This window comes from Providencia burhodogranariea DSM 19968, assembly GCF_000314855.2.
Lineage (GTDB): Bacteria > Pseudomonadota > Gammaproteobacteria > Enterobacterales > Enterobacteriaceae > Providencia > Providencia burhodogranariea.
This window is the reverse complement of the sequence record NZ_KB233223.1, coordinates 131,278-145,156: the sequence shown is the minus strand read 5'-3', so window position 1 is coordinate 145,156 and position 13,879 is coordinate 131,278. Positions and strand designations below refer to the sequence as shown.

Annotated in this window: 13 protein-coding genes and 2 tRNA genes; 1 reads left to right on the top strand and 14 read right to left on the bottom strand. The window is 42.5% G+C overall.

The genetic code is table 11. The features are described 5' to 3' along the window. Positions 1-141: 141 nt before the first annotated feature. From rpsO to rlmE, 13 genes are all read right to left on the bottom strand, one after another. Positions 142-411: a 30S ribosomal protein S15 gene (gene rpsO / locus OOA_RS11365; protein WP_008912290.1), complete on the bottom strand. Its 270-nt coding sequence runs from the start codon at positions 409-411 to the stop codon at positions 142-144. 117 nt (positions 412-528) lie between these two features. Next, positions 529-1,482, bottom strand: a complete 954-nt coding sequence (gene truB / locus OOA_RS11360) for a tRNA pseudouridine(55) synthase TruB (protein ID WP_008912289.1) — start codon at positions 1,480-1,482, stop codon at positions 529-531. After that, positions 1,482-1,892 (bottom strand): 30S ribosome-binding factor RbfA, encoded by a 411-nt coding sequence (rbfA, locus tag OOA_RS11355; protein ID WP_008912288.1) that lies wholly within the window; start codon positions 1,890-1,892, stop codon positions 1,482-1,484. The genes truB and rbfA overlap by 1 nt, the downstream gene beginning before the upstream one ends. A gap of 140 nt (positions 1,893-2,032) precedes the next feature. Further along, the gene (gene infB, locus OOA_RS11350) at positions 2,033-4,765 is read right to left on the bottom strand and encodes a translation initiation factor IF-2 (protein ID WP_008912287.1); all 2,733 of its coding nucleotides are present in this window, start codon (positions 4,763-4,765) and stop codon (positions 2,033-2,035) included. 23 nt (positions 4,766-4,788) lie between these two features. Further along, a complete protein-coding gene (gene nusA / locus OOA_RS11345) occupies positions 4,789-6,297 on the bottom strand; it encodes a transcription termination factor NusA (RefSeq protein ID WP_008912286.1) in 1,509 nt (502 codons plus the stop codon). Positions 6,298-6,320: 23 nt separating this feature from the next. After that, entirely contained in the window at positions 6,321-6,773 is a 453-nt protein-coding gene (gene rimP / locus OOA_RS11340) for a ribosome maturation factor RimP (protein ID WP_008912285.1), read from the bottom strand. A 204-nt stretch (positions 6,774-6,977) separates the two neighbouring features. Next, a tRNA-Met gene (locus OOA_RS11335) sits at positions 6,978-7,054 on the bottom strand. A 59-nt stretch (positions 7,055-7,113) separates the two neighbouring features. After that, positions 7,114-7,203, bottom strand: a tRNA-Leu gene (locus tag OOA_RS11330). 97 nt (positions 7,204-7,300) lie between these two features. Beyond that, positions 7,301-7,639: a preprotein translocase subunit SecG gene (gene secG, locus OOA_RS11325; protein WP_008912284.1), complete on the bottom strand. Its 339-nt coding sequence runs from the start codon at positions 7,637-7,639 to the stop codon at positions 7,301-7,303. A gap of 263 nt (positions 7,640-7,902) precedes the next feature. Then, positions 7,903-9,240 carry a phosphoglucosamine mutase gene (gene glmM, locus OOA_RS11320; protein ID WP_008912283.1) on the bottom strand — a complete coding sequence of 446 codons (1,338 nt, stop codon included), beginning with the start codon at positions 9,238-9,240 and terminating at the stop codon, positions 7,903-7,905. Further along, entirely contained in the window at positions 9,233-10,081 is an 849-nt protein-coding gene (folP, locus tag OOA_RS11315) for a dihydropteroate synthase (protein WP_008912282.1), read from the bottom strand. The genes glmM and folP overlap by 8 nt, the downstream gene beginning before the upstream one ends. 71 nt (positions 10,082-10,152) lie before the next feature. Next, positions 10,153-12,126 (bottom strand): ATP-dependent zinc metalloprotease FtsH, encoded by a 1,974-nt coding sequence (ftsH, locus tag OOA_RS11310; protein ID WP_008912281.1) that lies wholly within the window; start codon positions 12,124-12,126, stop codon positions 10,153-10,155. A 57-nt stretch (positions 12,127-12,183) separates the two neighbouring features. Further along, positions 12,184-12,813: a 23S rRNA (uridine(2552)-2'-O)-methyltransferase RlmE gene (rlmE, locus tag OOA_RS11305; RefSeq protein WP_008912280.1), complete on the bottom strand. Its 630-nt coding sequence runs from the start codon at positions 12,811-12,813 to the stop codon at positions 12,184-12,186. A gap of 135 nt (positions 12,814-12,948) precedes the next feature. Here rlmE and yhbY point away from each other — a divergent pair, with 135 nt between their 5' ends. Next, the gene (gene yhbY, locus OOA_RS11300) at positions 12,949-13,242 is read left to right on the top strand and encodes a ribosome assembly RNA-binding protein YhbY (RefSeq protein ID WP_008912279.1); all 294 of its coding nucleotides are present in this window, start codon (positions 12,949-12,951) and stop codon (positions 13,240-13,242) included. A 119-nt stretch (positions 13,243-13,361) separates the two neighbouring features. On the opposite strand, the gene greA is transcribed toward yhbY, so the two are convergent. Continuing rightward, positions 13,362-13,838 (bottom strand): transcription elongation factor GreA, encoded by a 477-nt coding sequence (gene greA, locus OOA_RS11295; protein WP_008912278.1) that lies wholly within the window; start codon positions 13,836-13,838, stop codon positions 13,362-13,364. Positions 13,839-13,879: the final 41 nt, after the last annotated feature.

The window sequence follows — 13,879 nt, the reverse complement described above, 5'->3', positions numbered from 1 at the left end:
AAAGAGGCTTTAATTAAACAACTAATTATAAATCATAGCTTAGCATTCAAGTTAAGTATAATTCGAGTATTACTTCAACTTTAAATGCAACTTTTAGAAGAAAAGGGGCCATTTGGCCCCTTTCCACTGAAACTGACTAGATTAGCGACGCAGACCCAGACGTTCGATAAGAGCGGTGTAACCCACGATATCTTTGTTTTTCAGGTAAGCTTGCAATCTACGACGCTGAGCAACCATACGCAGCAGTCCACGACGGCTGTGGTGATCTTTTTTGTGCTCAGAGAAATGGCTTTGCAGATGGTTAATTTGTGCAGTCAAAAGAGCGATTTGCACTTCACTTGAACCAGTGTCATTTTCACCGCGGCCAAATTCAGCAACGATTTTTGCTTTCGCTTCAGTACTTAGAGACATAATAAACTCCAAAAAAATGTATAAATGTATGTAATGAGAGCCAATCTCTAATTTAGCATCTCACAGATTAAGCGCCGCCATTCTACGCTGCTTATAAACGCAAAGCAATAAGCGCCGCTATGCTGATTCTTCATTTTCAACGACTAAACGTCGTGGTGCTACCCGCATATCTTCACTAATTAAAGCAATACCAATAAAGCGCTGAGCATCACCACAGGTGACCCTAATCATTTCGCCTTCGGCTAAATTTCCGATATCTGCTCTAACGGGCTGACCTTGCTTAAAATATGCCGCAGTTTCCTCAGTTAAATTAACTGCTGGAAAATGAACGACTGCGGTATCCATCGGCAATAATAGAGAGTCGAGCAATGATTCAAAAGAACCCTCGCCTTGATCAACCTGAATCCTTAAAGCCGCTAGCTGCTCTAGTGTTATCATGCGTTCATATGGATAATTTGCAACCTGAATTCGGCGCAAATAAATCACATGTGCTCCACAACCTAGCATTTCACCTAAATCATCAATAATTGTTCGAATATAAGTGCCTTTAGAGCAGTGGATTTCAAGCTCAAGCTCATCATTTTCTAAGCCAATAAACTGCAATTCATATACTGTGATAGGGCGAGCGTCTCGCTCAACAGTAATCCCTTTACGTGCATATTCATACAAGGGACGACCTTGATGTTTTAATGCCGAGTACATGGAAGGAACTTGAAGTGTATCACCACGAAAATAATTTAACGCATCATCAAGTTGTGACTGTGTAAAATTTACTTTACGCTCACTAATGATTTCACCGTGGGAATCTGAAGTATCCGTGCGTTGCCCTAGGCGTGCAATAACACGGTAGCGCTTATCAGAATCGAGCAAAAATTGAGAGAATTTGGTTGCTTCACCGAGACAAACAGGAAGCATTCCTGTTGCAAGTGGATCTAACGCACCCGTGTGGCCCGCTTTATTTGCATTGAAGAAGCGCCGCACTTTTTGCAGCGCATCATTTGAAGAAATATCAGTGGGTTTATCCAGCAGCAAAACACCGTCTATATCACGGCCGCTACGACGACGCCCCATTACTTTTCCTCTTTTTCGTCCGCATTCACGCGGCGGATCTCATCATTGCGAATGACATTAGAAACTAAGTTAGACATACGCATACCATCAACCAATGAGCTATCGTATGAGAAAGTTAGCTCTGGAATGATACGTAAACGCATAGCTTTACCAAGCAAGGAACGAATATAGCCAGATGCTTCGTTCAGTGCTTTAATGCCATCTTCAACCATCTGGGATTCATGCTCTTCATGAGAAATGTTAAGGAAAGTGACGAAAATCTTACCATAAGCCAAATCCCTTGAAAGCTCAACACCGGAAACAGTTGCCATACCAATACGAGGATCTTTAATTTCACGCTGCAAGATAATTGCAATTTCTTTTTGCATTTCTTGTGCTACGCGCTGAGAACGACTGAATTCTCTTGCCATCGTTATATCTCCTGACAGTTTGGGGGGCAAAAGCCCCCCAATTAAAGATGAATCTGCATATCCGTCATTATTCAAACTACATAATAGCTCACTTTACTTAGCGCTAACATGTGCCCAAATCATTCAGAATATGAAAGAAATTAACCATCGATAGAACGTTTAATTTCAATAACTTCAAAGACTTCGATCATATCGCCAGTACGGACATCATTGTAGTTTTTAACACCGATACCACATTCCATACCGTTACGAACTTCACTAACATCATCTTTAAAGCGACGCAGTGATTCCAGTTCACCTTCGTAAATAACCACGTTATCACGTAGTACGCGAATTGGGTTATTACGTTTGATAGTACCTTCAGTGACCATACAACCAGCAATTGCACCGAATTTCGGTGATTTAAACACATCACGGACTTCTGCAAGACCCATAATTTGCTGTTTGTATTCCGGCGCCAACATACCACTCATAGCTTGTTTAATTTCATCAATCAAGCTATAGATTACTGAGTAATAACGTAAATCGACACTTTCACTCTCAACAACGCGACGAGCAGATGCATCAGCACGAACGTTAAAGCCCAGAATGATTGCGTTTGACGCAGCAGCCAGTGTTGCATCCGTTTCAGTGATACCACCCACGCCAGAACCAATGATTTTAATTTTAACTTCATCAGTTGACAATTTCATGAGTGATTCAGTGATAGCTTCGCAAGTACCTTGAACATCTGTTTTCAGAACAATGTTCAGCTCAGAAACTTTACCTTCTTCCATGTTAGCAAACATGTTTTCTAGTTTAGATTTCTGTTGACGAGCCAGTTTCACATCACGGAATTTACCTTGACGGTACAGGGCAACTTCACGCGCTTTTTTCTCGTCACGAACAACAGTCGCTTCATCACCAGCAGAAGGAACGCTTGAAAGTCCCAAAATTTCAACTGGGATTGATGGGCCAGCAGATTGAACTTCTTTACCTAGCTCATTACGCATTGCACGAATACGACCATATTCAAATCCGCACAGAACGATGTCGCCTTTGTTTAACGTACCTTCTTGAACAAGGATAGTAGCCACAGGACCACGACCTTTATCGAGGTAAGATTCAACAACAACGCCGCTTGCCATACCTGCATAAACCGCTTTCAGTTCTAAAACTTCAGCTTGTAGCAAGAGTGCATCAAGTAGCTCATCAATACCCGTTCCTTTCTTCGCTGAAACGCCGATAAACTGAGTATCACCACCCCATTCTTCAGAAATAACACCGTACTGAGACAGCTCATTTCTTACACGATCTGGATCAGCTTCTGGTTTATCCATTTTGTTTACAGCAACAACAATTGGTACACCTGCCGCTTTAGCATGTTGGATAGCTTCAACTGTTTGTGGCATTACGCCATCATCTGCAGCAACAACTAAAACAACGATATCTGTTGCTTGAGCACCACGAGCACGCATAGAGGTAAACGCTGCGTGACCTGGGGTGTCTAAAAAGGTAATCATACCTTTATCAGTTTGCACGTGGTAAGCACCAATGTGCTGAGTAATACCACCTGCTTCGCCAGATGCAACTTTCGTTGAACGAATGTAGTCGAGTAATGAAGTTTTACCATGGTCAACGTGACCCATAATAGTAACAACTGGTGCACGTGGTTCTTTAACTGCTGAACCAGTGTCACGGTCATTCATTACCGCTTCTTCGAGTTCGTTTTCACGGCGAAGAATAACTTTATGTCCCATTTCTTCTGCGACTAATTGTGCAGTTTCTTGGTCAATGACTTGGTTGATAGTCGCCATAGCGCCCATCTTCATCATTGTTTTAATAACTTGTGAGCCTTTAACAGCCATTTTGTTCGCAAGTTCACCGACGGTGATCGTTTCGCCGATAATAACATCACGGTTTACTGCTGCCGCTGGCTTGTTAAAGCTTTGCTGTAGAGAGCTACCTTTGCGTTGTTTACCTTTGGTACGACCTGAACGTCCAGCAGCGCGCTCTTCTTCGCGATCTGCTTTTTCAGAGAGTTTATTGCCTTTCTTCTGACGAGGTGGTTTAGCTGCACGGTTACGAGTACGACGACCTTCTTCTTTAGCGTCATTCTCATCTTCCGCAGCACGAGCGTGCTGAGAAGTCGTAGTGTGATAATCACTGTCTTCTTCAGTTTTAGTCTCACTAATCCATTTTTCGCCTTTCTCTTCAGCCATTTTACGGGCTTCTTCGACAACGCGTTTAGCTTCAGCTTCAACTTTACGTTGAGTTTCTTCTTCAGCTTTACGTTTTAGAGCGGCGGCTTCAGCTTCTAGGCGCTGTTTTTCAGAATTGCTTTCACTGGCTTTGCCAGACTTTTGATGATTTTCGCTTGGTTTCACTTTTTCTCTTTCCGCTACTTCGCGCGTAGCTTTATCTGCTGCTTCACGTTTTGCTTTATCTTCAGCTTCACGTTTTGCTTGAGCTTCACGCTTTGCATTTTCTTCTGCTAGGCGCTTCTCTTGTGCTTGACGTTGAGCCAGTTCTTCAGCTTCACGCTGTGCCTGCTCTTCCGCTTCACGCTTCACCTGCTCTTCCGTATTCGCTTGTTCAGCGTCACGGTTCACATAAGTGCGTTTTTTGCGGACTTCTACGTTTACCGATTTGCTCTTACCACCGGTGATCGGAACACTCAACGTACTACGCGTTTTACGTTGTAGTGTTAATTTGCTTGGCTGACCCACCGAACCGCCTTGTTCGCGATTCAAGTGTCCCAGCAATGTTTCTTTTTCTGACTGGTTAACAGAGTCATTCTCAGTTTTCTTGATCCCTGCATCAGCAAATTGCTGTACCAGGCGTTCAACTGTGGTTTGAATTTCTGCTGCCAGTGATTTTACAGTTTCTGTCATGCCGTTCCTTCCTGCTACAGTGTTTACGCATCGTTACCGAACCAGCAAATATTACGTGCAGCCATGATGAGTACACCTGCTTTCTCACCATCCAGACCTTCAATATCAATCAGGTCGTCGATGCCCTGCTCAGCAAGATCTTCCAGTGTACAGATACCATGAGTAGCCAAATTATAGGCTAGAGTATTATCCATACCTTCCAGATTCAATAAATCTTCTGCTGGCTGATTATCACCTAGGCTCTCTTTTTGAGCCAATTCAATCGTGGTGAGGGCCGCTTTCGCTCTTTCACGTAGAAGTTCAACGGTTTCTTCATCAAGACCGTCAATTTCTAAAAGCTCTTTAATAGGCACGTAGGCCAGTTCTTCTAACGTCGAGAAGCCTTCTTCAACAAGTGTAGTGGCAAACTCTTCATCAATATCCAGATGCTTGGTGAATGTGTCAATAGAAGCATGTGCTTCTGCCTGATGTTTTGCATTCAGCTCTTCTGAGGTCATGACGTTTAATTCCCATTTGTCATCACCACGATGTTTTTTCAGTAACTGCGCAGCTAAACGAACGTTTTGGCCATTACGACCGATCGCTTGAGCTAAGTTACTGCTTTCTACGGCAACATCCATCGTGCATTTGTCTTCATCAACCACAATCGATGCCACATCAGCCGGAGCCATTGCATTAATAACGAATTGAGCTGGATTATCATCCCATAACACAATATCAATTCGCTCGCCGCCTAATTCACTAGAAACGGCTTGAACTCGTGCACCACGCATACCAACACAGGCGCCGACCGGATCAATACGCTTGTCATTAGTTTTCACTGCGATTTTGGCGCGAGAGCCAGGATCACGAGCTGCTGCTTTAATTTCAATAATTTCTTCACCAATTTCTGGCACTTCAATGCGGAATAATTCAACCAGCATTTCAGGACGAGAACGGGTGACAAAAAGTTGTGCGCCGCGAGCTTCTGGACGAACATCATACAGGACTCCGCGGATGCGGTCACCTGGACGGAAGTTTTCACGTGGTAACATATCTTCACGCAAAATAACGGCTTCTGCATTATTGCCAAGATCTAACGTGATATTTTCACGATTTACTTTCTTAACCTGTGCAGTAATGATCTCGCCTTGTTGCTCACGGAATTGCTCAACAACCATTGCACGTTCAGCTTCACGAACTTTTTGAACGATAACTTGTTTTGCAGTTTGAGTTGTAATACGGTCGAAAACAACTGATTCAATCTGATCTTCAACAAATTCACCTAGTTGAAATTCAGGATTTTCATATTGTGCCGCTTCTAACGTGATTTCACGTGTTGGCATTGTGACTTCGTTAACAATCACCCAACGGCGGAACGTGTCAAAATCACCTGATTTGCGGTCGATTTCAACACGAACATCAATTTCTTGCTCATATTTCTTTTTGGTTGCTGTCGCCAGCGCGGTTTCCAGAGCCTCGAAGATTTTTTCACGAGGGAGGGATTTTTCGTTAGAAACCGCTTCGACAACAGCCAGAATTTCTTTGTTCATCCTAGTTGCCTCATTGAACTTTATTAAAAGTGGGGTACCAAGTTAGCTTTCTGGATGTTGCCAAGGGCGAACACTTCATCCTTACCATCCACAGTAACCGTTATCATTTCACCTTCGACGGCTTTAATAATACCTTGCCATCTACGACGATTCTGCATAGCAATGCGCAAAGTCAGTGCCACCTCTTCACCGACAAAATTCTGATAGTGTGCAACAGTGAATAGCGGGCGTTCGAGCCCTGGTGACGATATTTCTAGGTTATAAAGTACTGCGATCGGATCTTCGACATCCAATACTGCACTCACCTGATGGCTGACATCAGCACAATCATCAACGGTGATGCCTTCTTCACTATCAATGAAAACACGAAGTGTCGATGTCCGCGCACGAATAAACTCTAGGCCTACAAATTCAAAGCCAAGTGCTTCCACCGGTGCTGAAATCATCTCTGTTAATTTTTGTTCTAATGTGGACAAGCCCACCCCCAGACATAAAAAAAGGGCTATAAAAGCCCAGTTAATTTGATTGTCAAATAACAAAAAACCCCGAAATTCGGGGCTTTATGAAACTGGACCCTGTAGTGCCACGGGTTCACCTTTTTCTTAGTATATCTTTAAAATGTAGATAAATCGATGAGAAATTCCGATAAATGCATCTGACAAAATATGATGACTAAGAAATGGTTGCGGGAGCCGGATTTGAACCGACGACCTTCGGGTTATGAGCCCGACGAGCTACCAGACTGCTCCATCCCGCGTTCGAAAACGTGACATATACTACACAGATAACCCGTAGATTACAAGTCATCTTAAATAATGGTGCCGAGAACGGGACTTGAACCCGTACGCCCGTTTTGTAGGCACTACCACCTCAAGGTAGCGTGTATACCAATTTCACCACCTCGGCACTGAGGTGAGGTTATTCATTTCTAACAAACGATAACCTCTAATTCTTTACTTATTTTGATGATGGCTGTAGCGCCTTCATCCGGAATCTATAACACTTAACGAGGAATATCACTCGTAGGTGTAGCTGGTGCTACCGGAACGTCTGTTGGTTGCTCGACTTTTGCCGGTTCACTAATGTTTTCCCATTTGCTACCAGTTCCATATTTATTGGCAGTCATATTGCCAAGAATTAAACTAATAACGAAAAACACAGCAGCCAAGATTCCAGTCATACGAGTCATGAAATTACCAGAACCCGATGAACCAAACAGTGTTGCAGAAGCACCCGCACCGAATGATGCACCCATGTCAGCACCTTTACCTTGCTGTAACATGACCAGACCAATAAGCCCGATAGATGCTAGCAAGAAAATAACTAAGAGAGCTACATACATTTGAGTTACCTATTCAGTTGCGGTGCATAGCGCTATCACTATGACCTGTATTACTGCACACCCGCTCATAACACCGCCAAAAAACATATTTACGGGATTGAGCAGGTGCGAATACTAACCAAAGCTGAGCCGACAAGCAAGTCAAATTTTATTTCACGAGTTCATTTGCAGAAAAAAACAGCAAATTTGAGAAATAACTTTCAACATTTTTACCAACCTCGCTAGCGCGTTCTTTTTACACAACAATAATGAAGTTAATTTTATTAACCTGCGGCTTTCACTGCATCAGCGATACGATTTGCCATTGCCAATACATCAGCTTCATTTTCGCCCTCAACCATAACGCGGATCAGAGGCTCTGTACCTGATTTTCTAAGAAGTACACGACCTTTACCTGCAAGTTCTTTTTCAACTTGTTCGTGCGCTGCCAATACTTCATCACTTTGTAATGGGTCATGAGAACCAGAGAAACGAACATTAACCAATATTTGAGGTAGTAATTTCATTCCACTGCATAAATCATGCAAACTCATTTGGTTGCGAACCATAGCACTGAGAACTTGCAAACCTGCAACAATCCCATCACCTGTAGTCGTTTTATCTAATAAAATAATATGACCTGAGTTTTCAGCGCCCATACGCCAGCCTTTTTCTTGAAGCTTTTCGAGTACATAGCGATCACCAACTTTTGCACGCTCAAAAGGAATTCCAAGCTGTTTTAGCGCAATTTCAAGTCCCATATTGCTCATTAGCGTACCAATAACACCGCCTTTTAATTGACCTTGACGCAAGGCTTCGCGAGCGATGATATACAATATTTGGTCGCCATCAACTTTATTACCTTGATGATCAACCATGATCAAACGGTCACCATCACCATCAAATGCGAGACCTACATGTGCTTTTTCTGCAATTACACGTTCTTGCAGCATACGCACATCGGTGGCACCACACTGTTCATTGATGTTGATTCCATTTGGTTCACAGCCAATAGCGATAACTTCTGCACCTAACTCGCGGAATACGTTCGGAGCAATATGGTAGGTAGCACCATTTGCACAATCAAGAACGACTTTTAAACTTGAAAGGCTTTGCTCACTTGGGAAAGTTCCCTTACAAAATTCAATATAACGACCCGCAGCATCCACGATACGGTTTGCACGACCTAGCTCAGCAGATTCAACGCAAGTAATTGGTTTTTCCATTTCAGCTTCGATTGCTTCTTCGACTTCATCTGGTAATTTTGTACCATCAATGGAAAAGAATTTAATCCCATTATCATAGTAAGGATTATGGGAAGCTGATATTACGATACCGGCTTCTGCGCGGAAGGTACGAGTAAGATATGCAACAGCCGGTGTCGGCATCGGACCGGTAAATGAAGCCGATAACCCAGCGGCTGCAAGACCTGCCTCTAGAGATGACTCCAACATATAGCCAGAAATTCGCGTATCTTTACCAATAATAATTTTACGAGAACCGTGTCGTGCAAGCACTTTACCTGCCGCCCAACCTAATTTTAAAACAAAATCAGGTGTGATTGGGCTATCACCTACTTTGCCACGAATACCATCAGTACCAAAATATTTACGGTTACTCATACGCTAACTTTTCCTTTTCTGACAGAGTCATCTGAACGATCTTCATTGCTTGAACGGTTTCTTTGACATCATGAACACGAATAATTTGAGCGCCTTGCATTGCAGCAATTGTTGCACATGCAAGACTTCCTACAAGTCGTTCTTGAGGTGGAACATTCAATAATTGTCCAATCATAGACTTACGTGACATCCCAGCCAATAGCGGTAGTCCTAAATCATGAAATTGTTTTAAGTTTGCCAACAATTGATAATTATGCGACAAGTTTTTCCCAAAGCCAAAACCTGGATCAAGTATTATTTGTTGTTTTTTAATCCCTGCGGCAACACAACGCTTAATTTCAGCATTTAGGTAATCTTTAACTTCACTCACAACATTTTTATAATCAGGTGCATCTTGCATGGTTCTTGGTTGACCTTGCATATGCATGATACAAACAGGTAAACCTGTTTGTGCTGCAACTTCAAGTGTGCCAATTTCATGCAGTGAACGTATGTCATTGATTAAATGCATACCCGACTTAGCAGCCTCTGACATTACCTCGGCCTTAGACGTGTCAACTGAAATCCAAACATCAAAACGTTTAGCTATCGCTTCAACGACAGGGATCACTCTATCGAGTTCTTCATTAATAGAGACTTCAGCTGCACCAGGGCGAGTAGATTCTCCACCAATATCAATAATAGCAGCACCTTCACTAACCATTCTAGCAACATGTTCAAGTGCATCATGATAACGATTATGGGTGCCACCATCTGAAAATGAATCAGGAGTGACATTCAAAATCCCCATCACTTTGGGAATTGATAAATCTAGTTCACTACCTCTTGCCCTAATTTTCATGGTCAATTAACCTTAACGTAAAAAACCCCAGAGACCTGGGGTTTTTTTATTACACTGATTGTCACGATAACCTACTGTGGCTTGTTATCGTTTGTGTTATCTGATGAATTCGATTCATCATCACTGCTTTTTGGCTCTTCAGATTGTGGATTATCAGTATTTGTTTCAGGTTTGGATGCCGTTGTACCTTTACCAAATGAACCTGTTACATTACTCACTTTCTTGTCTTCATCCCAACCCGCTGGTTCACGCACTGGACGCCTATTCATCAGATCATCAATCTGTGGCATGTCAATGGTTTCATATTTCAATAAAGCATCTTTGCTAGCATGCAGAATATCGATATTATCTGTTAAAGTTTTAACAGCCAGCTGATAGCAGCGATCTAGAATAATTTTGATCTCTTCATCTACGATACGTGCTGTTTCATCAGAGATACTTGCACCATTACCAGAAGAGCGACCTAAGAATGCAGGACCTTCTTCTTTAGAATATTGCATTGGGCCTAAACGGTCTGAGAAGCCCCATTGAGTCACCATATTACGGGCAGTATTGGTAGCAAATTGAATATCAGATGAAGCACCTGTCGTCACTTTATCGCGACCATAAATCAACTCTTCAGCAATACGACCTGCATAAGCAGTTGCAATCATACCTTCGAGTTTCAAGCGGCTACGACTAACTTCATCACCTTCAGGTAAGAAGAATGCGACACCAAGTGCTTGTCCACGTGGAACGATAGTTACTTTATGTACAGGGTCATGCTCAGGCATTAAATGACCAATAATCATGTGCCCTGCTTCGTGATAAGCGGTCGACTCTTTTTGCTCTTCCGTCATCATCAGGGAGCGGCGTTCTGCACCCATCCAAATCTTGTCGCGCGCTTTTTCAAACTCAACCATCGAAACAACACGCTTATTTGAACGTGCAGCAAACAATGCAGCTTCGTTAACTAAGTTAGCTAATTCAGCCCCCGAGAAACCAGGTGTTGCACGAGCTAAAATAAAGGTGTCTACGCTAGGATCAATAGGAACACGACGCATATGCACTTTCAATATTTGTTCACGACCACGAACATCAGGTAAACCAACAACAACCTGACGGTCAAAACGGCCTGGACGAAGTAACGCAGGGTCAAGAACATCAGCACGGTTAGTCGCAGCAATAACGATAATACCTTCATTGCCTTCAAAGCCATCCATTTCAACTAGCATCTGGTTTAATGTTTGCTCACGCTCATCGTGACCACCACCTAAACCTGCACCACGTTGACGACCAACTGCATCGATTTCATCGATAAAGATGATACAAGGTGCTGCTTTTTTCGCTTGTTCGAACATATCACGAACACGAGAAGCACCAACACCAACAAACATTTCAACAAAGTCTGAGCCTGAAATAGTAAAGAAAGGTACTTTTGCTTCACCAGCAATTGCTTTTGCAAGCAATGTTTTACCTGTACCCGGAGGCCCTACCATCAGGACACCTTTCGGGATCTTGCCACCCAGTTTCTGGAAACGAGCTGGTTCACGCAGGAACTCAACTATTTCACCAACTTCTTCTTTTGCTTCATCACAACCCGCTACATCAGCGAAAGTTGTTTTAATCTGATCTTCTGTCAGCATGCGGGCTTTGCTTTTACCAAATGACATTGCCCCCTTACCACCGCCACCTTGCATTTGGCGCATAAAGAAAATCCAGACACCAATCAGTAGAAGCATTGGGAACCAAGAAATGAAGATAGATGTCAGTAAGCTAGGTTCTTCTGGTGGTTCACCAACGACAGTTACATGCTTGTTTAGCATGGTGTCTAACAACTTCTCATCCTGCATAGGAAGATAAGTTGTGTAGCGGCTATTATCAGCCTTTCTGACGTTTAATTCACGACCTGTGATACGAACCTCACGTACCTGATCCTGGGCTAACTCATTGATAAACGTAGAATAATCAACTCTGCGACTATTCGAATCGCTTGGGCCAAAACTCTGGAACAAGGACATCAGAACAACTGCGATGACTAACCAGAGAATTAGGTTTTTCGCCATGTCACTCAAGGGATTAACCTCATATTACAACTGTGTTAACAAATAACGGTCAGGTTACTATAGTTTTAGTCCTGTCGCTACAATGTATACTTCACGCGATCGTGCCCGCGAAGATTCGGGTTTACGAACTTTTACCTTCGTAAATAGGGAACGGATATCCCTTAGGTACTCGTCAAAGCCTTCTCCCTGAAATACTTTAACGATAAAACTTCCCCCAGGGGCCAGCACGGCACGGCACATATCCAATGCTAACTCAACCAAATACATCGATCGAGGTATATCAACCGCGGGAGTCCCACTCATATTTGGGGCCATATCAGACATGACCACCTGGACTTTTTTATCACCAACCCGTTCTAACAGCGCTGCTAACACTGCTTCATCACGAAAATCTCCTTGTAGGAAATCTACGCCAACAATCGGGTCCATAGGTAAAATATCACAAGCAATCACCCGGCCATTTTTGCCTATTTGGCTGACTACATGCTGTGACCAACCACCGGGTGCTGCTCCCAAATCAACAACAGTCATACCTGGTTTAAATATTTTATCACCTTGCTGGATTTCATCCAGTTTAAACCATGCACGCGAGCGAAGCCCCTTTTTTTGTGCTTGCAGAACATATTTATCACTAAAATGTTCTTGTAACCAGCGACTTGAGCTTGCCGAACGTTTTTTATTGGCCATTGCACTTTCCAACTATACTAATAGAAATACATCTATATTACTGCTTCTTTACCATCAAATAGATATAATTGATGGTGATAGATATCAGATGGCGTTAGAATGAGCCATTTTCAATACTAACTAAGCAAAAAATCGATGAATCTTAATAAAAAACAAATTCAACACCTGAAAAGTCTCGCTCACCACCTAAATCCTGTTGTCATGATTGGCAACAATGGTTTAACTGAAGGTGTTTTAGCCGAGATCGAACTTTCATTAGCGCATCATGAGCTTATCAAAATCAAGATCGCAGGCGAAGATCGCGAAACTAAAAATTTGATCGCTGACGCGATTGTTCGTGAAACAAGTGCTGTTAATGTACAAATTATAGGAAAAATACTTGTTCTCTACCGTCCTTCGGCTGAGCGCAAAATTATTCTACCTAAATAATATCGCTTCATTTATATAAAAATGCCATCGAAAGCATGTTTTATGTGAAAAAAAAGGCCGCCTGCGGCCTTTTCCTTCTAAAACAGTAAAATAATATAACCAATTCAGATAAATAGGAATCAGATATACTCAACTTTAAGAATTTCAAACTCTACATCACCGCCAGGCGTTTTGATCGTGACAACATCATCAACCTCTTTGCCTATCAAACCACGTGCGATGGGTGAATTGACCGAAATCAGATTAATTTTAATATCTGCTTCATCATCACCAACAATACGATAAGTCAGTTCTTCATCTGTATCAACATTCAGAACTGATACTGTAGCACCAAATATAACACGCCCATTATTTGACATTTTAGTGACGTCAATGACCTGAGCATGGGAAAGCTTAGATTCAATTTCTTGAATACGGCCTTCACAAAAACCTTGTTGCTCACGAGCTGCATGGTATTCTGCGTTCTCTTTCAAGTCACCATGTTCGCGAGCATCTGCTATTGATGCAATAATTTCCGGGCGGCGGACAGATTTAAGATAATCGAGTTCTTCTCGTAGTTTATCTGCACCAAATACCGTCATTGGAATCTGTTTCATTGATAAATACCTCTGTTTCAATCCTATCTAAAAATAAGTAT